Genomic DNA, 21,366 nt, shown 5'->3' on the forward strand with positions numbered 1-21,366 from the left:
CAAAGCCCTACTAGCGTCACCCCGTGCACAGCGGCTTACGCTTCAAGCTATGCGCGAGGAATTTTACGGGGAGTTGGCGCAGCTAGCCGACCAATTGAGCAACCTCAGCGACATGGCCGCCGTGGCGATGCGCCAGGCCACTCATGCGATGCTCGCCAACGACATCGTGCAGGCCCGGGAAGTCATCGCCGCTGACATCAACGTGGACCAAGCAGCCAACGAGTGCGAGGAACACGCACAATCGCTGCTAGCCCTGCAAGCCCCAGTCGCCACGGAGCTGCGCACCATCCTGGCAACTCTGTACTGCACCTCGAATATCGAACGCATGGGCGATCTAGCGGCGCACGTTGCCAGTAGCGTCAAGTTCAGCCACCCTAAGCCCGCAATCCCTCCCGAGCTACGCGGCAACTTTTCAGAACTGGGCCAGCTCACAATCGGCATGGCTGAACACCTTCGCGATCTCATCACGGGTTCGGCCGTCGGCGGGTTCACTGAACTCCAACGCACCGACGACACGGTCGACACACTCTGTGCCGATGTCCTGACCACCGTCACCAGCCAAACATGGCCACATGGGGTGCGCATGGCGACGAATGCGGCGCTGCTGGTCCGGTTCTTTGAACGCTTCGCCGACCAGGCCGTCGACACAGCGCGTCGCCTCGAATTCGCCGCCACAGGCATTCTCCCAAGGTAGGGAAAGCCCGGACCAGGACGTGTCATCGCGGGTCACCCCGGCTACGCACACCAAGGACTCGCCCTGCATCGCGCCGCGAGATTCAGTGAAGCCGGTTGACGCCCGCCATCAAACCGTTCATCGCGGGCTCCAGTGCAGCGGGCAGCTGATCGAGCAAGGGGGCGTCGCGACCGGCGAGGTAGTTGGACAGGCCGCGCAGCAAACCCGTGGTCGAGTCGAAAGAGGCCACTGCCCGCCCGGGCCTCACCGATCCACCTCCGAGACGAATTCGTCGAGCGCTTCGGCGAGACCGGCTGGGTCGGCGAAGGGAACCATGTGGGCGGTGCCCGGCCAGGTTCGTAGTCGTCCCCTGGGGAGCAGGCGGGTGACTTCCTCCGCCCAGGCGTTGGGCACCATCCTGTCGTGCTCGCCACGACCAAGGTCGGCAGTTGGACCTTCGGCAGCTTTTCCTCGACCGGATCGTGGAGGGCTGCGGTGAATGCCGCCGCTACCCGTCGTGGTCCGGCGTCCCGATAGTCGCGGAGGACCAGGGCGCCCAGTCCCCGTGGCTCGTGCGTACCATTTCGCAGCCACCGCCAAAGTCTCCAGAAAGGCGGGGCCGCTAACCAGCTGGATAGTGCTCAGGGCATGAGGTCGAGGATCGTGAGCTGTTGAGATCGCGGCGGAGTCATCAGGACTCGCTGGTGGCGTTCTTGACCTTCTCGGCCAGTCCTTTCTCCAGCGTTACCCGGACGCATGCGGCGGCGAGCCGGGCGAGGTCATCGCCGGACACGGACTCCGAAAGTTCGTGTGAGTTCTTCGGCAAGCCGATCTTGGCCGCGCCGTCCAGCGCTTTCTTGTCGAAGTACGGGCGCAGTTCGGGCCAGACGGCTTGCGCCTCGCGACAGAATATGTCGGCGCCGACGGGGCCGAGCTTCGGAAACTCGGTGAGAAGCCGCTTGAGTTTCCGGACATCACCACCTGCCTGTGCACGCAGATTCCGGAGATCGCCTTTGTAGCGTTCCAGGAGCAGTTCCGCGTCCTGCCCCAGCGCGGTCGCGGTGCTCTCGTCGTAGCGCACGTAATGCCCTCGTCCCAGCGCGTCTACTCGTTCCTGCCACCGGGCTTCGTACATCTTGCGTGGCGTGCTGAACTTGCTGAGTTCCCGCGCCGCCGCTACCGCGATGTCAGCCTTGATCCGCGCGGACAGCAGGACGGAGAGTACCAGGAGCCTGTGCAGCGCCGTTGGTTTGTCGGCAAGCTTGATCCCGGCCTCCGCCGCATATGTTGTGCCGGCCTGGTCGAGCAGTGTTTCGATCTTTCCGGACATCTCGAAAGTTCCCCTGTAAACCTTGGACGGTGAATTCGGGCGTTGCGACTGCCTCGGCGACGTCAACGGCTGCGACGCCGGGCAGCAGGAAGCTGTCCTGATCGTTGGGATCAGGACACCGGCCGTTCTTCCGTGATTCATGCATCCACCGGAGAAGCTTCCCCAGCGCTTGCCCACTCGGAGCCGCCAGGCGCCCGACGACGGCCCTCAGCCGTTCTCCTTTTGCAAACGCTCCTTGAGCATCTGCTTTCCCTGCTCGCCCGCCTTCTGGTTGTTCTCCTGGATGCGGCGGAACCACTTGGCCAGTTCCTCGTCACCCTGGGACTCGGCATCTTGCACGTACTGCTCCAGCATCCACACGTTGTTCAGAGACAGCTGAAGGACGGTGATCAGGTTGTAATTCTTGTCCTTGACCGGACTGCTGGGTGCCGACATCGAAGCCTCCTGGGAAGAAAACTACCTTCAGCCCCAGGGATTAACCCCGCACGAGGCTCTTAAACCCGAATCACTTCTCGCTCAGGTGAACCCGTCCAACAACAACGCTGAAGCCGGTGGTCACCGCCTGCGGGTGTCCCGCTTCAGCCTTGCTCGTTCTCCTCTTCTCTTACGCGTTTCCGCGCTTCGCGGCGGCTGGTCGCGGTCGGCCCTGAACCGGGCAACGAACGTCCTGCGGGCTCGTGTGTGAAGTACACGGCTACCAGACCGACTGCACCGGCCGCAACGAGCAGGAAGGCGGGGGCCGACTTCATGCCGGTCGCGGCGACGAGCGCCTCGGCGACCAACGGGGTGGTACCGCCGAACAAGGCGACCGAGATGTTGAACCCCACGGACACCGCGCCGTAGCGAATGTCCGTGGGAAACAGAGCGGGCAGGGTCGATGGCATCGTGCTGCTGAAGCAGACCAGCGTCAGGCCAAGAACGAGCAGACCGCCGAGCACCGCGGCCACGGTGCCCTGGCTGAGCAGCAGGAATGCGGGAAAGGTCAGCGCGATCAACGCAACGCTGCCGACACCGGCGATCGGCAGTCGGCCGATGCGGTCGGAGTACCGGCCGAGGATCACGATCAGGCCCATCATCAGCACCATCGTCACCAGCACCAACGTGAGCGAGCTGGTGTGCTGGAAGCCGAGGACGGAGGACAAGTAGGTGGGCATGTAGGCGGTCACCATGTAGTTGGTCACGTTGAAGACCAAAACCAGGCCGAGGCATTTCAGCATGGGGCGCCAATGGCGGCCGAAGATGGTGCGGAGGTCGCGGAAGGTCGCCGCGGTCCGCGGCTGCTCGCTTTCGGAGGACTTGCGGTATGCCGGGGTCTCTTCGAGCCGGAAACGCAGGTACAGGCCGATGATTCCCAACGGCCCGGCCACCAGGAACGGGATCCGCCATCCCCAACCGGTCAGGTCCTGCGGGGTCATGGTGACAGTCAGCACGGTCACGAGCGCGGCACCTAGCGAGTACCCGGCCAGCGTGCCGAACTCCAGCCAGCTCGCCATGAACCCGCGCCGCCGGTCCGGCGAGTACTCGGAGACGAACGTCGCCGCCCCGCCGTACTCGCCACCGGTGGAGAAACCCTGCACCAGCCGAGCCACGAGCAGGAGTACCGGTGCCCAGAGCCCGATCGTCGCGTAACTGGGGATCAGCCCGATCGCCAATGTCCCCAGCGCCATGGTGACCATCGTGGTGGCCAACACCTTGCGTCTGCCGATGCGGTCGCCCAGCGGGCCGAAGAAGAAGCCGCCCAACGGCCGCACCAGAAACGCCACGGCGAACGTGGCGAAGGTGGACAGCAATTGCGCGGTTGAGCTCGTCGGAGGGAAGAACACCTGGCTGATGACCACAGCGATGTAGCTGTAGACACCGAAGTCGAACCATTCCATGGTGTTGCCGATCGCGGCGGCTGCAACGGCGCGTTTCGCCTGCCGCTCGTCCACCATGGTCACGTCTGACTCGTCTACACTCCGTAGACCTCGACCGGGCAGACCTCGCCCGGGTGCGCGGCGCCGCCCGGCGCCGCTTTTCCCTTCAGACGATTTCATCGGAGCACTCCTCAAACCGTGCTGCCTCAGTCAGGAGGGGTCTGTCTTCGCGGCCGCTGTCTTCCTACGGCGCGGTTTTTAATAAAGACCTGGTGCAAAATGTCTTACCTGTGCCCCGGAAGCAGTAGGCGGTCACGGTTTCAACCACGCTCCGAAAGCGTGCATTCCGCACTGAGTTTCGCGTGGAGGTCCTTCTGCATCTGGCCTGCTGTCCATTTCACACCGTCCACGGGCCGGACAGTTCGCTACAGGTACGTAGCTACCCATCGAGCACCAGCCCTACACCTCATGCCCGAGGCCGCCGACGAGCAGGGCCAGACTCACCGCGTAAAGGGTAGCGCAGCCGTCAGGACTCAAGCGTAAACGGCAGAATCTCCACGCACCGGCGGTACTTGTTGCAAAGGTCGTCCTCGTTCTGCCCTGCCAGGTAGAGGGCCATCAATTCGAAGCTGTAGCTGTCCTGCGCGGGTAGCTCGGACAAGCGACGTCCCTCCTCCGCGACGATATCCACGGTCGCCTCGGGGATCTCGTGCCGAACGCGCTCGACATCCGCCTCGGACGGGACACCTCGAACCAATGCGTCCGAGAAGACACGCCGGAACCACTTCGCCCCCATGGCGAATGCACCCAGGCGGTGCGGCATGTCCGGTTCTTCGCCGAGCGCGAGCTGCACCATGCACAGGAGGTTCGATGCGCCGTCGACGAACTCGAACAGCGGGGCGTGGGATTGGGACAGTCGCGGGTTGATCTCGAGGATCCGCAACTTGTCCTCGTCCGAATCCCAGAAGTATTCGATGTTGAAGGTGGAGAGATCCAGCCCAAGCTGTCGGATGACCTTGGTGGATACGTTCCTGATCCGCTCTTGGACCCCGATCGGAAGCGTGGAGGGGTACTGGTAGCGGAGAAAACTGGCGGAGTCCGGATAGCACACGGAGTCGACGATGCCGTAGACGTGCGGCTCCGAGTCAAAGCAGTAACCTTCGGCGGTGACCTGCACCCCTCCCACTGCTTCTTCGGCGAGACATGCTTTGCCACCGGCCGCAACGATCTCCGGCGGTAGCTCAAGCATCGAGAGTAGATAATCGAAGGCTTCGCCGATGCGACCCACGCCCTCCCGTATCTCGGCGACCGCGCGCTCCAGGTCCGCGGGCCCCTCGACCTTGAAGGCAAGATCAGATGAGTACGACTTGACCGGCTTGACCCACATCGGGAAGGCCAGGCCAGGTGGTGGATGCGGCTCGTCGAGATCGATCAGGCCGAATCCGGGGTGAGCGTCGGTCACCTTGCGCTGTTCGACGCGACTCCAGTACTTGTGCTCGCACTTGACGACCGATTCCAGGCTTGGCCCAGGCAGGCCGAGGCGGGTGGAAAGGATGGGCACCATAGAGCTGACAGGGAAATCCCAGTAGCCTGTGATCGCATCCACCTGGCCCGCAAAGGATTCGAGCCGGTGTTGGGCCTTGTCGAGTAGTTGCGCGAGCGAAACATCGCCCATCATCAGTTCCGCCTTGTCCAGCAAGGCGTGGAACCGATAGGGTCCGAGATGCTGTAGTTCTCGCAGCAGCGAAACGTTGCGTTCGTCGAGCCCGAGGGTGAACACGTTTCTCGTTCTATCCGCCACGTCTGGAAGCTACCCAGTCATCACGTCGTTTATCCCCACGGTCCCGCATCGCAGGCCACCTCGACTGCGCAGTCGAAATTCACCAACATCGATGCCGCGTCCGGAATCACGCGTGCCAACCCGCACCATGCGAGGGCGCAGAAGGTGCACCCGCATGCACGGGTACCTCGTGTCCACACCAGGGTCAGCCGGACTCTCCTCGTTCCGGCGGTGGGGGCCGAACATCGGTTTCCCGGTCATCATCGGCAGGAGGTTCGGCTTCGAGCGACTCGTCGGCCCGCGTCGGGTGGCTGCTTCGGAGATACCCCTCCATCTCCTTCTCGAGTTCGTCGTCCTTCCTCGGTCCGTGCTTGTCCGACCCGCGTCTCATCTGTAGCCCTCCTCAGGGTGCGGCATTATCGGCTTCCACGTGGGCGTGGTGCTTGGCAGTCGGGTGGGAATCGATGTTGGGAGTCCGGGATACATGCTGTGCGGAGCTTTCGGGCATTGGTAAGACCAGACGGTCGCCGACTCCGCTTCGACCCAGTCAGCCCGGTTGCTGCGGCACCGAATCCGCGACTTCCTCGCTGTCGTCGTAGATGCCCGCCGGAAGGGACCGCAACGCGATCATCGTCTTCACATCGGCGCCGCGTTCTTGCGCGTAGCTGACGAGATCCTCCTCTGTCGCCGGGAAATCGGCTCCTTGCAGTGCTTTCCGGACACGTCGCTTATCGGCCTTCGTCATCGTCTCCTCCATTGCCGAGCTCGGTGCGGAACCGCTTGACGAGTTCTCGCCGTCCGGGTACCCGCCTGCGGCGGGGTCACCACCGGGTGGGTTCTTCCGGCCCGCACGGGTACTGCCGAGCTGTCGCAGTTACCGGTGGAGGCGGCCTCGGCGCATGGCGCGGGACCGGCGCGCTCAGCTGGCACCGCGATGGCTTGGCGCGATGAAGGTCGAGCCATGGTCGTGGGCGGGAAGCGGCCGTCAGCGGTTCCGCCGCTCGGGCTCGCGCGTCCACCGCTCGTCCCGACGCCGCGGTCAGGTGTGGTCGCGCGGTATGCGCCGCTGCCAGTTTCGGGAGTACACCCGCGTATTTCCTTCGAAGGCGTCGAGTTCGGCGTGCAGGTCGAAGTCGACCTCCGTGGAGGTGAGCACGGTGCGGGTTCGGGTGCGCACCGACCAGTCACCGCGTTCGAACGCCATGTTCCATTCGACTTCGCCCCGCGTGGAGCCGAAATCGTCGGCGGTCCAGCTGTAGCGCTCGTAGGCGCGTCGCGTCACGGCGAGGTCGATGCCCTCGAAGCGAACCACGCCCAGGTCCTTGACCACCTCCAGCATCGATTCGTATCCGACGAGATCGCGCGAGACCGTCCACTGCCCTTCTCCGGGTTGCAGCTGGGTGCTTGCCAACGGAGGCGTGCCCTCGGGCGCGCCGAACGGCGCTGACGGCAGCTCGTCGGGTTCCCGGATCGACCGTATCGGCAAGATCAACGCGCTGGCCTGTGGGTGCACCGTGAGGCGTACCGGTTCGGGTGGCGGCCAGGCCAGCGGCCAGTACGAGCTCGACAGGGCCATGCGGATCTTGTGACCGGGCGGGAACGCCTGCGCAACGCCGTTGAGCTGCACCCGCACCTGGTAGCGGTTGCCCGGCTCCAGCGGTCGCGGCTCGGCGTGCCCGTCGCGGTGGCAGAGGTTGAGCAGCCCGTAGGTGACGCGGGTCGCGCGCCCGTCCGGATCGATGTCGGAAAGCCGCACGGCCAGCATCGCCACCGGGCGATCGACTTCCAGGTTCAAGTCGGCCACGGGCCCACCCAATAGCTCGCAGCGCTCGGCGAGCGGGTCGGTGTCGAAGACGAGTGCGCCGCCGTCCTCCTCCCGCTGGTCGTAGGGCAGGTCAGGTGGGGCGTTGTAGGAGCACCACTTCCCGGCGAACTGGCCCAGCGACAGCGGGGACTTGATGGACAGCGGCCGCGATTGCGGCTTGTCGCCCGGACGGGCTATGAGGTTCTGGCCCAGCGGGCAGCGTACTCGGTCCACATGCGGAGAAGGCCAGGACGGCTCGCCCACCCAACGACCCGGGCGCTCCTCGTAGGAGGTGGAGGGCGGCATGCTCTCCTGCATCCAGGTACGCAGCATCGGGCCGTCCATGACACCGGTGTCGACGTTCTTGAGCCAGTGGTCCCACCAGCGGACGAGCTCCTGCAGGAACCCGATCGGCGGCCCCGGCTCGCCGAGGTGCGGGTACTTGTGCGACCAGGGGCCGATGAGGCCGAGCCGAGGCACGTTGAGGTGCTCCATCAGCCGGAAGACCGCATTGGAGTAGCCGTCGGCCCAGCCGCTGACAGCGAAGACTGGGCATTGGATGCGGCCATAGTCCTCGCACACCGAACCGTGCCGCCAGTAAGCGTCCCGGCGCTGGTGGCGCAGCCATTCCTCCAGCCACAGGCCGCTGCCGGCCAACCGCTCGAACCACTGCGCTCGCCAGCCTCCGCCGACACTGGCCGGGTCCGGCGGGCAGGAGGTGTAGGCGAACATCGTCGAGGCCCAGGAGAGGTTGTCGCTGAGCAGGCACCCGCCCATGTAGTGCACGTCATCGGCGTAGCGGTCGTCGCTACAGCTCAATGCCGCGATCGCAGCCAAACTAGGCGGTCGGCGAGCGGCTATCTGCAGTGCGTTGAAGCCACCCCAGGAGATACCCATCATGCCGGTTCGTCCGTTGCACCACGGCTGCTCGGCAAGCCACGCTAGGACCTCTTCGCCGTCCTGCAGTTCCTGGTCCAGGTACTCGTCACTGAGTACACCCTCGGAGTCGCCGCTGCCGCGCAGGTCGACACGGGCGCACGCGTAGCCGTGCCCGGCCAGGTACGGGTGATTGATGGAATCCCTGCGTGCGGTGAGGTCCCGCTGCCGATAGGGAATGAACTCCAAGATCGCCGGGACCGCTTCGGCGTCGGAACTCGCGGGCCGCCAGATCCGCGCAGCCAGCCTGGTCCCATCCGAGAGCGGTATCCAAACCTGCTCCTCCTCCTTTATGGAATGGGCCAGCTCGGTCACAACCTGCATAGGGGCCTCACCGCGTGTGCTTCGTCACCGTCTTGCCCCGTCGCCTACCCAGTTGAACTACCGACCATGCTCATCCGCTCGCGGGCAGCCGGGAGGCAGGCGGCGCCGCGCCCCTTGGCGCGAACGGGTCGAAACTCGCATACGGCAGCCGTGGTCGGCCGGCTCGGCGCGCCTCAGGGACGCGGCATAACGACGCAGCGGATTCAGATCGCAAGCGTGGAGATCGTTTTCCTGATCGACGACTGGTTCGGCGTTGCGGTCGCCAACCGCCTGGCCGAAGCACCGCCAACCGGCTCGCGGATCGAAAACTTCGGCATTCGCGTACACAGGGTGGACTAGGGAACGATAACGGCCCGTCCAAGTTCATGAAGCCAGGCGCGGGCTATGCGTCGGCGGGGCTGTGGGTTCCGGCTCTCTCCGGCCTCCTTCCAGCCCGTTGACCATCCCGTTTAACCGAACCTCGCCACTGCGGTCTCGGCTCGTCGCTGGTCCTTCAGAGCCACTACGCCTTCGGCGTCGCTACCCACCGGTTTGGCCGCGCCCTCCAGCAACTCGCCCATCACCCGCACCGTCTTGGGCAGCGCGCTGTTGGTCAGCGCCTTGAACGCCGGTACCGCCGCGATGCAGATGGCCAGCGGCGGTTCGATCAGGCCGAGTCCCACGGCCGCGACCAAACCGCCGAAATACCCGACCGACCGAGGCACGTCCACCCGCACCCTGCCCACCTCGACGGCCAGCACGCTGCCGGGCGCACCGATCCGGACCTCAACCATGCTCGTGCTCGCCATCGCTATCACTTCCCGTTGTGCGGCGACCTGTCCATTCGGAATACCCGGTGGGAGGTTCTGGTACGGCCGGAGCGGCTTATCCGTCTGCGCGCCCGCCGAAGCGTCGAGCGAGGAAGTTCCCACCAACGGTGCTGCGATGTTCGAGCGACGTAGTTCCGGGTACATGAGGGCAAAGGCTTCGGCCGACCGGTGTGAAGCGCACGAGCAGGCTGCACCCGACGCAACCTGACGGCATATCGGGTTCTTCATTGCCTTTGCGGGTGTTGTGACGTGGCCGTGAGTTCCGCACCGCGCGTCGCCCGAAACGCGGTCGCCAGAAGAGAACAGGCGAGCACAAGGAGGCAACGGTCATGCCCGCTCGTGAAGAAATCCCTTCGACGTTGCGCCGCTCGTCGAAGGAAGCGCAGGAGACCTGGATCAAGGCACACGACAGCGCGGTCGAATCGTATGGCGAAGGACGACGAGCCCATCAGACGGCTTACTCGGCCTTGAAGCACAAGTACGAGAAGCTCGGCGACCGGTGGATGCCCAAACAGCGCAAGGGTCCGTCGGACGAACAGGCCAAACGAGGAGCAGGGCAACCGGAGATGCCGACCAGCGGGGGCGTTGACGAGAAGGCAAGCAAGAAGCATCTGTACGACAGGGCTCGGGAGCTCGATATCTCCGGACGCTCGAAGATGACGAAGAGCCAGCTGGTCGACGCCTTGCGCGGGGAAAGCGGTCGCGAGACCAAGCGCGCGCGGTCGTGATGGCGGCAGTCGTTAGATCAGAAAGAGCCGCCCACGAGCACAGCCCCGGACTGGCCGCGTGATGTGGTGGCGGTCCGGGAGGCACTCAGCCGCGAGCCGCGCGTCCTCTTCGAGGCGGGTGGTCCCGGCAGATGGCGGTTTGAAAGGTACGCAGTCGATCTAGGAGGAGCCTGTGAAGGCGCTGACTTGGCAGGGGCCGCGGGACGTCCAGGTGACCGAAGTGCCTGATCCGCGGCTCGAAGCCGACACCGATGCGATCATCGCGGTGACCACCACCGGAATCTGCGGCTCCGACCTGCACCTGTATGAGTTGCTCGGTCCGTTCCTGGAACCGGGTGATGTGCTCGGGCACGAGGCGATGGGCATCGTGCAGGAGACGGGCTCGGCGGTCGACGCCATCAAGCCGGGCGACCGCGTCGTGATTCCGTTCAATATCTCCTGCGGGCACTGCTGGATGTGCGACCGCGGCCTGTTCGCTCAATGCGAGACGACGCAGGTGCGTGAGTACGGGAGTGGAGCGGCGCTGTTCGGCTTCACCAAGCTCTACGGCAGCGTGCCGGGTGGTCAGGCCGAGCTGCTTCGGGTCCCTCAGGCTCAGTTCGGGCCGGTCAAGGTGCCCGACGGGCCGCCGGATGAGCAGTTCGTCTACCTTTCCGACGTGCTGCCGACGGCTTGGCAGGCGGTTGAGTACGCCGCGGTCCCGGAGGCGGGGACGGTGGTGGTCTTCGGGCTCGGCCCGATCGGGCAGATGTGCGCGCGGATCGCCGAGTTCCGAGGCGCTCGCGTGATCGGGGTCGATCTCGAACCGGATCGTCTGGAGATGGCGCTCCGCAACGGCATCGAGGTGGTCGACGTGCGCGGTCAGGACGATGTGCCGGCCCAGGTCCGGGACATGACCGGTGGCCGTGGTGCGGACTCGGTGATCGATGCCGTGGGCATGGAGGCGCACGGTTCGCCTGGGCCAGAGTTCCTGCAGAAGCTGGTCAGCGCCCTACCCGGCGCCGTGGCGGAGCCGATGATGACGAAGGCGGGAGTGGACCGGTTGGCGGTTCTGCACCAGTGCATCGACGCGGTGCGCAGGGGCGGAACGATTTCGGTCAGCGGGGTGTACGCCGGGACCGCTGATCCCATGCCCATGCTGGCGATGTTCGATAAAGGTGTGCGGATCAGCATGGGGCAGGCCCATGTGAAGCGGTGGATCGGCGACCTCCTGCCGCTGGTCCAAGACGAGTCGGATCCGCTCGGGGTGCGGGATCTCGCCACCCACTGGTTGCCGTTGGACGAAGCGCCGCACGGTTACGACATCTTCCAGCGGAAGGAGGACGGCGCGGTGAAGGTGCTGTTGCGACCCGGCGGCTAGCGAGTATTCCGGAACCGGTGCGAGCGGAGTCTCACACCGCAAGGAGTTGTGCCGGAGCGGCAGAATGATCAGCGCTGCCTGCTCGCCAAGGACAACGACTTCGCCGAACCCCGCGCCTATTCGCCACCTTTCTGGACGTAGGAGCGGACGAAGTCCTCGGCGTTGCCCTCCAGGATGTCATCGATCTCATCCAACGTGGCTTCGGTGTCCTCGTTGAGCTTGTCCCGCCGCTGGCCGCCAACCGGTGTCGGCTCGGGGTCTTCGTCCTCGTGCTCCCGGTGCCGCTGGTGATTCTTCTCGTGGCGCATGAGCGACCTCGCTCGCAGTGTCCTCCAAACATTTACCGCATTACCCCCGTGGCGAAGCCGAAAACGCGCTTGCCAGCACCGAGGGGGTCGAAGCCGTTCCACCCGAAGCCGGTGTCGTCACCACTCGTCCGCAGGTGCTCGCCGAGGCGATCGCCGCTTTCGTGAGCTCGAAGCCGACATCGCGTGCGGCGGACGCGGTGACCGCGACCGGTTCCGACGAGATCTCCGAACTCGCGGAGATGGGGCTGCCCGCCGATCGAACCGCCATCGTGCCCTGCGGCATCGACCTCGGACGGTTCCGCCCGTTTCCACGGGGCGGTCCGGAGCACGACCGGCCCAAGATCCTCTGCATCGGTCGACTCGTCGAGCGCAAGGGTGCGGAAGTGCTCAGGTGTGCTCGGTCAGGCGGTCTGCCACGTTGCCGACCGCGGGGGACAGGTTGCGGCGGCGCGGGTCGAGCAGGCTTCGGGACATCCGCCGGCGTGCGGGTTCCCCGTTGTCGTAGGCGGTGACGATGTTGTCGGCGTGGGCCGGTTTGAGGACGTCGCCGAACGGCGTCTCGTAGGGGTCGACGACGCATTCGACGAGCGTGGGCCCGTCGTGCTGCAAGGCTTGGCCGAGCGTGTCGCGGGCCTGGTCGGCGTCGTCGATGCGGTCAGCCCGCAGCCCTCGGCCACCCGCACTGGCGAACATGTCCCACCACTCGCGGAGGCGTCCGGATTGCCGTCGTTGACCGGGAAAGAGGCTGTGGCTTGTCAATCCGGAGGTGTTTTTCACCCATTATCGTGAGGCGACTCTTTGATGCGGCCTTGGCAGTCGCGTTAGCCGATTGTCGTCGACGGGTAGGCCCGTCTAGAGCGCCGAATGTCAAGGGAGGGACGTGCGATGTCGGAGCTGCCTACCACCGCACCAGGCCAACAGCAGACACCGCCCGGTACCACGGCTCCGATGGAGCCCAGCCCCCGCGACGAGATGGCTGGTTATGTCGGTGCTGGGCATCTTGCCGGGAAGAAGGCTCTGATCACCGGTGGCGATTCGGGCATCGGCCGGGCTGTGGCGGTGGCGTTCGCCAAGGAAGGAGCCACTGTCGCCATCGCCTATCTCGACACGAGCGAGGACGAAGACGCCGAACACACCGCAGCGCTGGTGCGTGAGCAGGGCCGTGACTGCTATTTGATGCGGGGCGACCTCAGTGACGAGCAGTTCTGCACACATGTGGTGGAGGAGGCTGCCGATCGAATGGGCGGCTTGGACGTCTTGGTCAACCACGCGGGCACACAAGCTCCGCAACGGGACCTCGATGCCATCAGCACCGAGCAGTTCGACCGGACTTTCAAGGTCAACGTGTATTCGCTGTTCTGGCTGTGCAAGGCCGCGCTGCGGCATCTCGGCAGCGGAGGAGCGATAGTCAACACCGGCTCGGTGAACGGCCTGCGCGGCAACGCTGGCTTGATGGATTATTCGGCCAGCAAGGGAGCCGTGCACGTGTTCACGCAATCGCTGGCTCAATCGCTTGCCGCAACGGGCATTCGGGTCAACTGCGTAGCGCCTGGGCCGGTGTGGACGCCGCTGATCCCGTCCACGTTCGGCGAGGAAAAGGTGGAGGGCTTCGGGAACCAGACGCCGATGCAGCGCATGGGGCACCCGGATGAGATCGCACCGTCGTATGTGTTCTTCGCTTCGGAACGCTTGTCGAGTTATTACACGGGCGAAGTGATCGCGCCGGTCGGCGGTGAGACGCACCCCGGCTGACGGGTGCTAGATGCAGAACGCGAGGGTGGTGTTCTTGACCGGCGACACCCGTGGTCGCAGTCCTCAACACGGAGCACCGGGTCGGATTGGCCCTGGTGCGGCCACGGCCTCCTCGTCCACAATCTCGTCAAGATCACCACTCTGGCTCGCCCCAAAGGTTCGCGCTGGTGTCCGTGCACTTGTTGTTGGTGTGGTATCAGAAGCGCTCCCACTTCCGTGGCCCCGGAGCTCGCGAGACCAACGTGGTCGGCGACCGGGCCGCCCCGGGGTTCATGGCCAGGACGCTGGCCAACGGAGTGGCCGTGGTCGGGGTGGTCTCGCTGCTCGGGGCGGTCTTCCAGATCAACCCGGTGTTCCTGTGGGGGCCGTACACGCCGTCGGATAGCTCGACCGGGGTGCAGCCGGACTGGTACATCGGGTTCCTGATCGGCGCTTTGCGGCTTTTTCCGCCGTGGGACATCAACATTGGGCCGTTCGCCGTGCCGGCCCCGTTCTGGCCCGGTATCGCGCTGCCCGCGGTCATGTTCCTCATCGCCGGGATCTATCCGTTCCTGGAGCGGCTGGTCACCCGAGACAGGGCGCGCCACAATATTCTGCAGAGGCCCCGGGACAACGCGGCGCGAACCGGAATCGGTGCCATGGCTATCACCTTTTATCTCGTGCTGCTGGGTGCGGGAGGAGACGACGTACTCGCAGCCGCGTTCAGCATTCCGTTCGAGTGGTTGGTGTGGGCGGGACGCATCGCAGTATTCGTCCTGCCCGCGATCGCTTACGTCCTCGGAGATCAGCATGCGCTTGACCGCGCTACGGGAACCGACTGCCCACTGCCACCCAACGGCAAGGCGCCCAGAATACTGACCGCTCCGCTTGACGCCCCAACCCCGCCAGCTCCACCACCGCAGCACTGCTCGTCACTACCGTGGGGAGCGGCCCGACGCACCGCTGGGCGAGGCCAAGCCTGCCGCTGGTGAGCGATGCACTTGTCGTTGGGCGCCTCTCCGCTCGCCCTAATCCGCTGCTGGCGGTGAAAACAACGGACCCGAATCCGGCGGCACACCCGCCAAGTGGCCTGTTGGCAGAAGAAAGCGCGAAGTTCTCGCGGGAGCCGAACAGGTTTTAGCTGCTCGTCGTCGGGAACTGTGGCGGCGTCTCGCGGAGGACACGTGATTCGACTGCTGCCCTCGATCAGCCGGGCGGTGGGTAGGGATCGTGGCCAGGTGGCACGGTGCGCTTGTCGCGGACCTTGCCGTCGGTGCCGTGGATGACGAGTTCACCGCCACCGTCGCGGACGAGTTGCTCGTGCGCCGTTGCGACCGCTTCTTCTTGGGTGGTGGTGTGCCCCGGCGAGTCGTGGCCGACCGGGTCGGTCACCTGCCACCCACCATCTGGATGCGGAGCTACGTGCCGGGTAGCCATCGCCGATCCCCCTCACCTTGCATGTGCGGCCACTGGTTCCCGGCATACCCGGTCGCGCCGACTCCGAACCACCGGCGTTCGCCGCGCAAGTGCCCCGCAGGGGCATGCACAGCGGCGGGGGCGCGGTTGAGGGCGTAGCTGATCAGGTCCGGCGTTCTGATCCTGGCAGGATGGTGCTGAGATCGCTCAGCCGCCGACAACCAGTCGGCTACATCATCGTGATCAACGGCTGCCCCCCACCTCGCCACGTGGTCCAAAGAGGACGTCGCAAGCTTCTGCGACGCCGAGTGGTCAGCGGCCTGTTTGTGCGGACTCCATGAGGTTTTTGAACGAGTCGAGGGCTCGCTCGATCTTCTTCTGCGGGTCGGCGAACAAGGTGGCAGCCACTTCGCCAGCAGTTCCACCGGGCGCGTCGTACTGCAAGCTCACCTCGACACCGGTCGTGTCGCCGTGGTCGTCGAAGCGCACAACGCCCGCGTTGGCCACGGTGGTGCTCTTCGCCGTCCCTTCCTCCATCGATTTCCAGGCCACCTTGCGGCCCGGTTCGTCCTCGACGATCCGGGCGTCCCACTCGACCTTCTTGCCTGCCGGGCCGGTCACGACCCAGTGAGTGTCGCCGGCCTGGCCGGTGATCGGCTCCACCCGCTCGACGTCAGGGAAGATCTCGGGAACGTGCGTCAACGGCCGCCACCAGTCGTAGCACCGTTGGGCAGGTGCGTTGATTTCCAGATAGTGCGCTGCCGATCCCATCGGACGTTCTCCGCTCTGTCGGAAGGTGTGACCCCACATTGACTACCCATCAGCGTCGCGGAAAAACCAGAATCGGCCCCCTACAGGATCACGCGGTCGGAGCCACGGACGTCACGTCATGGTCATGGGATTGATGTTCTACCGTCGCGCATCCTGGTACAGCTGCTTCTTGGTCCGGCAACCGGGCCCGTACCGGCCGGATCCGTCTTGCTCTGCTGTTTCGCCCGACCGCGTTGAGCCGGTCCTCGTCGAAGGTTCGTGCGGCGATCTACTCGGTGTGCCGGGCACGTCCCCTTTCGAAGCACCACGTTTCCGAGATCGCCTCCCCGCCAGGACGGTTCGGTGCCTCGATCCCTGCTTCGAAGGCCCGCAGCGGCGAAGTCCTGCTGGCATGGGCGATGAACCACGCTTGGCTGCCGGCCGTGCACGGGGCACCCTGCCCTGCGAGACCCGTTGCGGGGGCGCAGGCTGGAGGCGCGCCCGAAGCGCCTCCGGTCAGGGCGTCGTGCGGAGTCCTCGTGGGAGCTCGATGAGATTCAGCGCGGCGTGGTCTGCGGGATGCAGCTGTTGAACACGAGCCGGCCGGCGCGTGAACGTGCCCGGAAGCACCGAGGTGGCTCGGAGCGCACTGGGGCGAGGTGAGGCCTGATGGCGGTGAGGCGGTCTCGCACGGACCGGCTAGCCCTGCCTGATCGGCGCCTTCGCCATCAATAAACAACCATGCACAGGCGCCTGTGCCGATGCGCAGTGCGCTCCGCGCAAGGCGCGAGGGAGGATGGTCATGTTCTTTCATGTGCAACGCATGATCAATGAGATCGTGCCGGACGAGCCCGACCCGGGCGCGGCCAATGCCCTGCAGGAAGGCTTGGGTGGCCAGTTCGGCGAGATGCGGACGATGTTGCAGTACCTGTTCCAGAGCTTCAACTTCCGCAATGCGGAAGCAAAACCATACCGTGACCTGTTGCACGGAATTGGCACCGAGGAGATCAGCCATGTAGAGCTGATCGCGACCACCATCGCGCGGCTCACCGACGGATCTCCGCGCTACCAGGGGTCACCGACCGCCCTCGACGAACCTGCCGCCGGGGGTGTCACCCCGCTGTCGAATGCATTGTCCCAGGGGAACATCCATCATTTCCTCGTCGGGGCCCAAGGGGCCTTGCCAGTGGATGCCGTGGGCAACCCATGGTCCGGTTCCTACGTTTACAACAGCGGGAACCTGGTGCTGGATCTGCTGTACAACTTGATGCTCGAGTCGACCGGGCGGTTGCAGAAGTGCCGGATCTACGAGATGAGCTCGAATCGCACGTTGCGCTCCACGGTGGCCTATTTGATCGTGCGTGACCAGGCCCACGAGAACGCCTACGCCCGAGCCCTGGAAACCTTGGGGGTCGACTGGGGGAAAGTGCTGCCGATCCCCAAGACGCGGGCGGAGCGATACCCGGAAGTTGCGGCGTTGCTGGAGCAAGGTCTGGAGAACAAGCAGTACACCTTCGACCTCGACCACCTTTCCGAGGCGGGCAAGATTTTCCGGGAGGCGTCGCCCTCGGATGATGATGGCACGCTGACCACGGCACAGGCTCCGGAAGGCGTTCCCATCGAGATCGCCGACCCTCGTCCCGAGGAGTTCGCCCCGGGCCTTGATCCCGCGCTGCTCGAGCTTGTGCAGGCCACGGCGGAACAGGAACTCGCTGAGGCCGACGAGCCGTGGCGCTACGGGCCCACCAGCTAGCCGGTATGACGCCGTAACCACCTCCAAGAACGACTGCCAACCGAAGCGCGCGCCGACCGGCTGGGCCGCATGGCCCCGAATGTCGGCGGGAAACACAGCGGGCAGGGTTGACGGCGCGCTAGTGCGGAGTCGGGGAGAAGAAACGCCAACCTCTGCGACGTAGGGCATAGATCAGCCGTACCAGACCGGCCTCGCTGTTGCTCTGGAGCGCAGCAGTGCCGCTATGGGCGGACCCTGAGGTTTAGCCGGTGTGAGAGCAGGAAATCGTTAATACGCGAGGGTCCTGAGCCGATTTCCTCGGAGGAAGCATCATGTCACCCGAAACACGGCAGCGTGGCGACCTGATCGACGAACTGGTCACCGACCACCGCGAGGTCGAGCAGGCGTTTGCGGACTACGAACGTGGCGGCCTGTCCGATGAGCAACGTCGCAGCTTGGTCGATCACATCATCACCGAGCTCGTACGCCATTCCGTCGCAGAGGAGCAGTACCTCTACCCTGCCGCGCGGCAAACTCTGCCCGACGGCGCCGAACTCGCCGACCATGAGATCGCCGAACACGCAGAGGCCGAGGAGTTGATGAAGCGCCTGGAGGGGCTGAACCCCACGGACGCGGATTTCGACCACCTGACGCGGCAGTTGATCGACGAGGTCCGCCATCACGTCGAGGAGGAAGAACGCGATCTGTTCCCACGTCTAAAGCAGGCGTGTACGCGGGAACAGCTAGATGAGCTGGGCGACAAGATAACGTCAGCGAAGAAGGTCGCACCCACCCGTCCGCACCCCTCCGCGCCAGATCGTCCGCCAGCCAATATGCTGCTTGACCCTGGAGTAGGTTTGATCGACCGAATGCGGGACGCCCTTTCCCATCGCGGTCGATGACGTCGAAGGACGTAGACACCGGGATACGTTCCTCGGTGCGCGGGCTCAGCGATCGGCAGAGAGTGGCGATAGACACCTTGCTCACGCCGGATGTGTTGCCCAGGACGATTCCAAGGCAGTTTGATGAGATGACCGCTGCCACTGGTATTTGGCATTGCAGGGGAGCGGGAACGGCTCGAATGCGTCCTTGCCAGCAACGTCGGCTCTGGGCAGTCCGCCTGCGGGAACGCCTGTGAGGAGTGGTTGGCGTGAATGAGTCGCACATGGTGTGGCTGACTCGGGAGGCTTATGAGCGGCTGCAATGCGAGCTGCACGAGCTGCTCGCGCACCGCCCGATCATCGCCGCGGAGATCGACGCGCGTCGGCAGGAAGGCGATCTCCGGGAAAACGACGCTTACCGTGCGGTCAGGGAGGAACAGGGCAATGAGGAAGCCCGGATCCGGCAGCTGCAACAGCTGTTGCGGGACGCGAAGGTCGAGGAGCGTCCGACGGCTGGTGGTGTCGTCGAGCCGGGGATGGTCATCACGGTGCGCTACGAGGACAACGACACTGAAACGTTTCTTCTGGCGACGCGAGCGGCGGGCATGCACGGCGACCTGGAGGTCTACTCACCGGAGTCGCCGCTCGGCCACTCGTTGCTGGGAGCGCGGAAAGGGGAGACTCGGGAGTATGAGCTTCCCGACGGGCGCAGCATGCGGGTGAAACTGGTCGATGCGGTGCCCTACCAAGCCTGATCCGTTCGACCCGGTGCGCCGTTCGCGTCGGTTGTTTCAATGGACCAGACCATGGCACCGATCGTGATAGCCACCGCCACTGCTTCCGGTCGACGCTGACGAGACATTGGCCGCACCAACGAGCCGCAAGAGTTCGGTGGAGTGCATTTCGGCAACCCGGCTCGATCGGTGGCGGCGCTCGACCGAATCGCTCGTTATGCGGCGGGTAAGCGCGGACATCGCCAGTCGGAGGACAGCAGACGGTTGATCGTCATCGCTTCACATGGCGCTAACACGGTTCCTGGTCGTGGCGCGCCAGAAGCGAGCTCTGGTTGTGGGCCCATCGGTCGAGCAGCAGTGCTTCGAGTTTGGCGGCCAGGTGGGTGCTGGCGCGGATGCCGAATACGACGTCGGTCGCGAGTTCTGGCTCGGCCTTCAGCAAGGGCGCAAGGACACCCCGTCTGACCAGTTGTTCGTGGACCGCGTCGGCTTCGATGTGCTCGGCGTAGAACTCCGTTGCCTCCGGGCTGCAGCCCAGCCGTCGCATCGCCTGGACGAGGCGATCAGAGCCAGGAGAGGAGGTGAGCTCGACTGTGGCGAACTGGCCCAGCAAGGCGCCCCTCAGATCGCGGTGTAGTCCGCACATCGACATCAGATTGACTTCGGCGAGTGTTTCGGCCGGCACGGAATCGAGGTAGGCGCCGTAGCGGTCCTCCATGCCGAGGGCCCGCATCATCCTGGAAAAGAGGTGGGAGTGCATGCGCTCGGGGGCGCCAGCACCGTATTCGTCATGTTCAATGGTGACCAAGGCGGCCTTGGCCGCTCCGGAGAGCCGGGGAATTACCCAGGCTTGGGGGTCGGCTTCCTTGAGGTGGTACAGCGACCGGTGTGCTACGTACTCGCGTAGCTGCCACAGCTGCCCGTCACGACGGAGGCAGTGCGTGATGCCCCAGGCATCGGCGAGAAGGCTTCGCAGTTCGGCTTCCACGTCATCGCCTGCGGGGACATCCGCACGCAGCGCGGCGAGAAATATCCGCTCCAGCTCTTGGCGGAGCGCCAACAGCGTGGGGTTCCATTCCAATTCGGGGTCGACACCGCGAAAGCCGCGGTAGTGCAGCTCGTAAAGGCAGTAGAGGGCGAGCTGCAGGTCTTGACCGTAGGCTTCGATGTCGTACTGGGGCAGTGCCGGAGCGAGCCTGCCGCGAAGGGCTTCGAGAACTTCGGCTGATAGGGGGCCACGGGCGCCGGGCAGTTCTGGGGTCTCAGCGCCGCTGATCGGTTTCGGTCTGGTCTTGGTGGTCATCGTGCTCCCTCCGGCGGCTTCGGGCGCAGCGGCGATGGCTGGTGTCGCACATCGGGTAGCGACGACTCCGCCGGCATGTGCACAGAGCCGTGACCGCGCGTTCGCAGCGCACGCGCCGTCCGTCTGGTGTGAACAGTTCGACCGGGCCGTGGATGAGAACAGGTCCCTCCCCGGTGATCTCGACCCGTGTGGGGAAGCGGTCAGCCACGGTAGGCCTCCACGACGACGATTTCCTCTTCTCGGCGGCCGGGCTCCAACAGGCCGCGATCTTCGAGGAGCGCGGCGCGGGCTCGCATTACCGGACCGAACGGCACGATCGATCGCGCCACAACTTGTGCTCGCAGGCCAACTTCCGCCAGGCGCGCCGCGGTCGCGTTCTCATTGCACACCTCGGATTGCACGATCAAGGCCATTCCGCCGCTGGTGAGTGCCTGAGCAGACCCCGCGCAGATTCGGTCGAGTATCTGCCTGCCGTCGACCCCGGCGTCCCAGCAGCGGGCGAGCCGGTGGCGGGGGAGCGTCGAAGTGGATGCGGGCACGTAGGGCGGGTTTGCCAGCAGAAGATCGAACTGCTTACCCTGCACGGGTTCGAAAAGGTCACCGCGGCGAACGTGGACCGAGATTCGGTGCGCCCGGGCGTTGAGCCAAGTCGCGGCGATAGATCGCAGGGACAGGTCGACTGCCGTGACCGATGCGGCTCCGGCGCGTGCTGCCTCCAGGGCGAGTGCGCCCGTTCCGCAGCCAACGTCCAGGACACGCCGTCCCTGTGCGTAGCGTCCTCGGCGCATGACATCTGCCAACAACGAAGTGTCGTTGGCTACCCGATATACCCCGGGAGGTCGCACGAGGAGCACTCCTGCCTGATACCCCTCCCGTTAAGGGTGAAACATCGCGCGTCCGGTACCTCGCGG

General features: G+C 65.1%; 27 protein-coding genes. 10 read left to right on the plus strand and 17 right to left on the minus strand.

Going from position 1 to position 21,366, the window contains the following annotated elements:
- Positions 1-49 precede the first annotated feature (49 nt).
- Positions 50-694 (plus strand): phosphate signaling complex PhoU family protein, encoded by a 645-nt coding sequence (locus tag BJ970_RS21795; protein WP_184727943.1) that lies wholly within the window; start codon positions 50-52, stop codon positions 692-694.
- Positions 695-776: 82 nt separating this feature from the next.
- On the opposite strand, the gene BJ970_RS21800 is transcribed toward BJ970_RS21795, so the two are convergent.
- The 9 genes from BJ970_RS21800 to BJ970_RS21840 form a co-directional block, all read right to left on the minus strand.
- Positions 777-941, minus strand: a complete 165-nt coding sequence (locus BJ970_RS21800) for a hypothetical protein (protein ID WP_184727944.1) — start codon at positions 939-941, stop codon at positions 777-779.
- Complete coding sequence (locus tag BJ970_RS21805) at positions 938-1,090, minus strand: alpha/beta fold hydrolase (protein WP_184727945.1); 153 nt, start codon at positions 1,088-1,090, stop codon at positions 938-940. The genes BJ970_RS21800 and BJ970_RS21805 overlap by 4 nt, the downstream gene beginning before the upstream one ends.
- Before the next feature lie 274 nt (positions 1,091-1,364).
- Complete coding sequence (locus tag BJ970_RS21810) at positions 1,365-2,003, minus strand: endonuclease (RefSeq protein WP_184727946.1); 639 nt, start codon at positions 2,001-2,003, stop codon at positions 1,365-1,367.
- A gap of 207 nt (positions 2,004-2,210) precedes the next feature.
- Positions 2,211-2,438, minus strand: a complete 228-nt coding sequence (locus BJ970_RS21815) for a hypothetical protein (RefSeq protein ID WP_184727947.1) — start codon at positions 2,436-2,438, stop codon at positions 2,211-2,213.
- Positions 2,439-2,581: 143 nt separating this feature from the next.
- Complete coding sequence (locus tag BJ970_RS21820; RefSeq protein WP_221468162.1) at positions 2,582-3,937, minus strand: MFS transporter; 1,356 nt, start codon at positions 3,935-3,937, stop codon at positions 2,582-2,584.
- Positions 3,938-4,385: 448 nt separating this feature from the next.
- The gene (locus BJ970_RS21825) at positions 4,386-5,639 is read right to left on the minus strand and encodes an ATP-grasp domain-containing protein (RefSeq protein WP_312864350.1); all 1,254 of its coding nucleotides are present in this window, start codon (positions 5,637-5,639) and stop codon (positions 4,386-4,388) included.
- Positions 5,640-5,844: 205 nt separating this feature from the next.
- Positions 5,845-6,030: a hypothetical protein gene (locus BJ970_RS21830; RefSeq protein WP_184727950.1), complete on the minus strand. Its 186-nt coding sequence runs from the start codon at positions 6,028-6,030 to the stop codon at positions 5,845-5,847.
- A 156-nt stretch (positions 6,031-6,186) separates the two neighbouring features.
- Positions 6,187-6,384, minus strand: a complete 198-nt coding sequence (locus BJ970_RS21835; protein ID WP_184727951.1) for a DUF2795 domain-containing protein — start codon at positions 6,382-6,384, stop codon at positions 6,187-6,189.
- A 294-nt stretch (positions 6,385-6,678) separates the two neighbouring features.
- A complete protein-coding gene (locus tag BJ970_RS21840) occupies positions 6,679-8,703 on the minus strand; it encodes a CocE/NonD family hydrolase (protein ID WP_184727952.1) in 2,025 nt (674 codons plus the stop codon).
- Between the two features lie 150 nt (positions 8,704-8,853).
- Here BJ970_RS21840 and BJ970_RS21845 point away from each other — a divergent pair, with 150 nt between their 5' ends.
- Positions 8,854-9,042 (plus strand): hypothetical protein, encoded by a 189-nt coding sequence (locus BJ970_RS21845; RefSeq protein ID WP_184727953.1) that lies wholly within the window; start codon positions 8,854-8,856, stop codon positions 9,040-9,042.
- A gap of 110 nt (positions 9,043-9,152) precedes the next feature.
- Here the strand turns inward: BJ970_RS21845 and BJ970_RS21850 are convergent, their stop codons facing one another.
- Positions 9,153-9,491 carry a hypothetical protein gene (locus BJ970_RS21850; protein WP_184727954.1) on the minus strand — a complete coding sequence of 113 codons (339 nt, stop codon included), beginning with the start codon at positions 9,489-9,491 and terminating at the stop codon, positions 9,153-9,155.
- A 350-nt stretch (positions 9,492-9,841) separates the two neighbouring features.
- Here BJ970_RS21850 and BJ970_RS21855 point away from each other — a divergent pair, with 350 nt between their 5' ends.
- Together BJ970_RS21855 and BJ970_RS21860 are read left to right on the plus strand one after the other, a co-directional pair.
- A complete protein-coding gene (locus tag BJ970_RS21855) occupies positions 9,842-10,240 on the plus strand; it encodes a ChaB family protein (protein ID WP_184727955.1) in 399 nt (132 codons plus the stop codon).
- A 172-nt stretch (positions 10,241-10,412) separates the two neighbouring features.
- A complete protein-coding gene (locus BJ970_RS21860) occupies positions 10,413-11,600 on the plus strand; it encodes a zinc-dependent alcohol dehydrogenase (RefSeq protein ID WP_184727956.1) in 1,188 nt (395 codons plus the stop codon).
- Between the two features lie 116 nt (positions 11,601-11,716).
- Here the strand turns inward: BJ970_RS21860 and BJ970_RS21865 are convergent, their stop codons facing one another.
- Both BJ970_RS21865 and BJ970_RS21870 read right to left on the minus strand, forming a co-directional pair.
- On the minus strand, positions 11,717-11,908 hold the full coding sequence (locus BJ970_RS21865) for a ubiquitin-like protein Pup (RefSeq protein WP_184727957.1): 192 nt from the start codon (positions 11,906-11,908) through the stop codon (positions 11,717-11,719).
- Positions 11,909-12,295: 387 nt separating this feature from the next.
- Positions 12,296-12,601 (minus strand): thiamine pyrophosphate-dependent enzyme, encoded by a 306-nt coding sequence (locus BJ970_RS21870; protein ID WP_184727958.1) that lies wholly within the window; start codon positions 12,599-12,601, stop codon positions 12,296-12,298.
- A 192-nt stretch (positions 12,602-12,793) separates the two neighbouring features.
- Here BJ970_RS21870 and BJ970_RS21875 point away from each other — a divergent pair, with 192 nt between their 5' ends.
- A complete protein-coding gene (locus BJ970_RS21875; RefSeq protein ID WP_184727959.1) occupies positions 12,794-13,660 on the plus strand; it encodes an SDR family oxidoreductase in 867 nt (288 codons plus the stop codon).
- A gap of 167 nt (positions 13,661-13,827) precedes the next feature.
- A complete protein-coding gene (locus BJ970_RS21880; protein ID WP_184727960.1) occupies positions 13,828-14,631 on the plus strand; it encodes a cytochrome b family protein in 804 nt (267 codons plus the stop codon).
- A gap of 214 nt (positions 14,632-14,845) precedes the next feature.
- On the opposite strand, the gene BJ970_RS21885 is transcribed toward BJ970_RS21880, so the two are convergent.
- Together BJ970_RS21885 and BJ970_RS21890 are read right to left on the minus strand one after the other, a co-directional pair.
- The gene (locus BJ970_RS21885; protein WP_184727961.1) at positions 14,846-15,076 is read right to left on the minus strand and encodes a DUF2188 domain-containing protein; all 231 of its coding nucleotides are present in this window, start codon (positions 15,074-15,076) and stop codon (positions 14,846-14,848) included.
- Positions 15,077-15,367: 291 nt separating this feature from the next.
- Positions 15,368-15,826, minus strand: coding sequence for an SRPBCC family protein (locus BJ970_RS21890; RefSeq protein ID WP_184727962.1), 459 nt, complete (start codon positions 15,824-15,826; stop codon positions 15,368-15,370).
- Positions 15,827-16,101: 275 nt separating this feature from the next.
- Here BJ970_RS21890 and BJ970_RS21895 point away from each other — a divergent pair, with 275 nt between their 5' ends.
- The 4 genes from BJ970_RS21895 to greA all read left to right on the plus strand — a co-directional run bounded on the left by BJ970_RS21895 (position 16,102) and on the right by greA (position 19,173).
- Positions 16,102-16,359, plus strand: coding sequence for a molybdopterin-dependent oxidoreductase (locus BJ970_RS21895; RefSeq protein ID WP_312864461.1), 258 nt, complete (start codon positions 16,102-16,104; stop codon positions 16,357-16,359).
- 248 nt (positions 16,360-16,607) lie between these two features.
- On the plus strand, positions 16,608-17,558 hold the full coding sequence (locus BJ970_RS21900; protein WP_184727963.1) for a manganese catalase family protein: 951 nt from the start codon (positions 16,608-16,610) through the stop codon (positions 17,556-17,558).
- A 311-nt stretch (positions 17,559-17,869) separates the two neighbouring features.
- A complete protein-coding gene (locus BJ970_RS21905) occupies positions 17,870-18,439 on the plus strand; it encodes a hemerythrin domain-containing protein (protein WP_184727964.1) in 570 nt (189 codons plus the stop codon).
- 263 nt (positions 18,440-18,702) lie between these two features.
- Entirely contained in the window at positions 18,703-19,173 is a 471-nt protein-coding gene (gene greA, locus BJ970_RS21910) for a transcription elongation factor GreA (protein ID WP_184729277.1), read from the plus strand.
- A 268-nt stretch (positions 19,174-19,441) separates the two neighbouring features.
- Here greA and BJ970_RS21915 read toward each other — a convergent pair whose 3' ends face one another.
- The 3 genes from BJ970_RS21915 to BJ970_RS21925 are packed head-to-tail and all read right to left on the minus strand — an operon-like array spanning position 19,442 to position 21,309.
- Positions 19,442-20,455, minus strand: coding sequence for an iron-containing redox enzyme family protein (locus BJ970_RS21915; protein WP_184727965.1), 1,014 nt, complete (start codon positions 20,453-20,455; stop codon positions 19,442-19,444).
- Positions 20,415-20,663 (minus strand): CDGSH iron-sulfur domain-containing protein, encoded by a 249-nt coding sequence (locus tag BJ970_RS21920; RefSeq protein WP_184727966.1) that lies wholly within the window; start codon positions 20,661-20,663, stop codon positions 20,415-20,417. The genes BJ970_RS21915 and BJ970_RS21920 overlap by 41 nt, the downstream gene beginning before the upstream one ends.
- Complete coding sequence (locus tag BJ970_RS21925) at positions 20,656-21,309, minus strand: HemK2/MTQ2 family protein methyltransferase (RefSeq protein WP_312864351.1); 654 nt, start codon at positions 21,307-21,309, stop codon at positions 20,656-20,658. Before BJ970_RS21925 ends, BJ970_RS21920 begins: the two co-directional genes overlap by 8 nt.
- Positions 21,310-21,366 lie beyond the last annotated feature (57 nt).

The organism is Saccharopolyspora phatthalungensis, from assembly GCF_014203395.1.
In the GTDB taxonomy this organism is placed as follows: domain Bacteria; phylum Actinomycetota; class Actinomycetes; order Mycobacteriales; family Pseudonocardiaceae; genus Saccharopolyspora; species Saccharopolyspora phatthalungensis.

Bases quoted from the DNA above. Each gene is read 5' to 3' on its own strand.
- BJ970_RS21905 (WP_184727964.1), top strand. From the start codon at position 17,870: ATGTCACCCGAAACACGGCAGCGTGGCGACCTGATCGACGAACTGGTC.
- BJ970_RS21900 (WP_184727963.1), top strand. From the start codon at position 16,608: ATGTTCTTTCATGTGCAACGCATGATCAATGAGATCGTGCCGGACGAG.
- BJ970_RS21865 (WP_184727957.1), bottom strand. From the start codon at position 11,908: ATGCGCCACGAGAAGAATCACCAGCGGCACCGGGAGCACGAGGACGAA.
- BJ970_RS21870 (WP_184727958.1), bottom strand. From the start codon at position 12,601: ATGTTCGCCAGTGCGGGTGGCCGAGGGCTGCGGGCTGACCGCATCGAC.
- BJ970_RS21835 (WP_184727951.1), bottom strand. From the start codon at position 6,384: ATGACGAAGGCCGATAAGCGACGTGTCCGGAAAGCACTGCAAGGAGCC.
- BJ970_RS21805 (WP_184727945.1), bottom strand. From the start codon at position 1,090: ATGGTGCCCAACGCCTGGGCGGAGGAAGTCACCCGCCTGCTCCCCAGG.
- BJ970_RS21810 (WP_184727946.1), bottom strand. From the start codon at position 2,003: ATGTCCGGAAAGATCGAAACACTGCTCGACCAGGCCGGCACAACATAT.
- BJ970_RS21855 (WP_184727955.1), top strand. From the start codon at position 9,842: ATGCCCGCTCGTGAAGAAATCCCTTCGACGTTGCGCCGCTCGTCGAAG.
- greA (WP_184729277.1), top strand. From the start codon at position 18,703: ATGGTGTGGCTGACTCGGGAGGCTTATGAGCGGCTGCAATGCGAGCTG.
- BJ970_RS21830 (WP_184727950.1), bottom strand. From the start codon at position 6,030: ATGAGACGCGGGTCGGACAAGCACGGACCGAGGAAGGACGACGAACTC.
- BJ970_RS21815 (WP_184727947.1), bottom strand. From the start codon at position 2,438: ATGTCGGCACCCAGCAGTCCGGTCAAGGACAAGAATTACAACCTGATC.
- BJ970_RS21915 (WP_184727965.1), bottom strand. From the start codon at position 20,455: ATGACCACCAAGACCAGACCGAAACCGATCAGCGGCGCTGAGACCCCA.
- BJ970_RS21795 (WP_184727943.1), top strand. From the start codon at position 50: ATGCGCGAGGAATTTTACGGGGAGTTGGCGCAGCTAGCCGACCAATTG.
- BJ970_RS21820 (WP_221468162.1), bottom strand. From the start codon at position 3,937: ATGGTGGACGAGCGGCAGGCGAAACGCGCCGTTGCAGCCGCCGCGATC.
- BJ970_RS21875 (WP_184727959.1), top strand. From the start codon at position 12,794: ATGTCGGAGCTGCCTACCACCGCACCAGGCCAACAGCAGACACCGCCC.
- BJ970_RS21850 (WP_184727954.1), bottom strand. From the start codon at position 9,491: ATGGCGAGCACGAGCATGGTTGAGGTCCGGATCGGTGCGCCCGGCAGC.
- BJ970_RS21840 (WP_184727952.1), bottom strand. From the start codon at position 8,703: ATGCAGGTTGTGACCGAGCTGGCCCATTCCATAAAGGAGGAGGAGCAG.
- BJ970_RS21890 (WP_184727962.1), bottom strand. From the start codon at position 15,826: ATGGGATCGGCAGCGCACTATCTGGAAATCAACGCACCTGCCCAACGG.
- BJ970_RS21885 (WP_184727961.1), bottom strand. From the start codon at position 15,076: ATGGCTACCCGGCACGTAGCTCCGCATCCAGATGGTGGGTGGCAGGTG.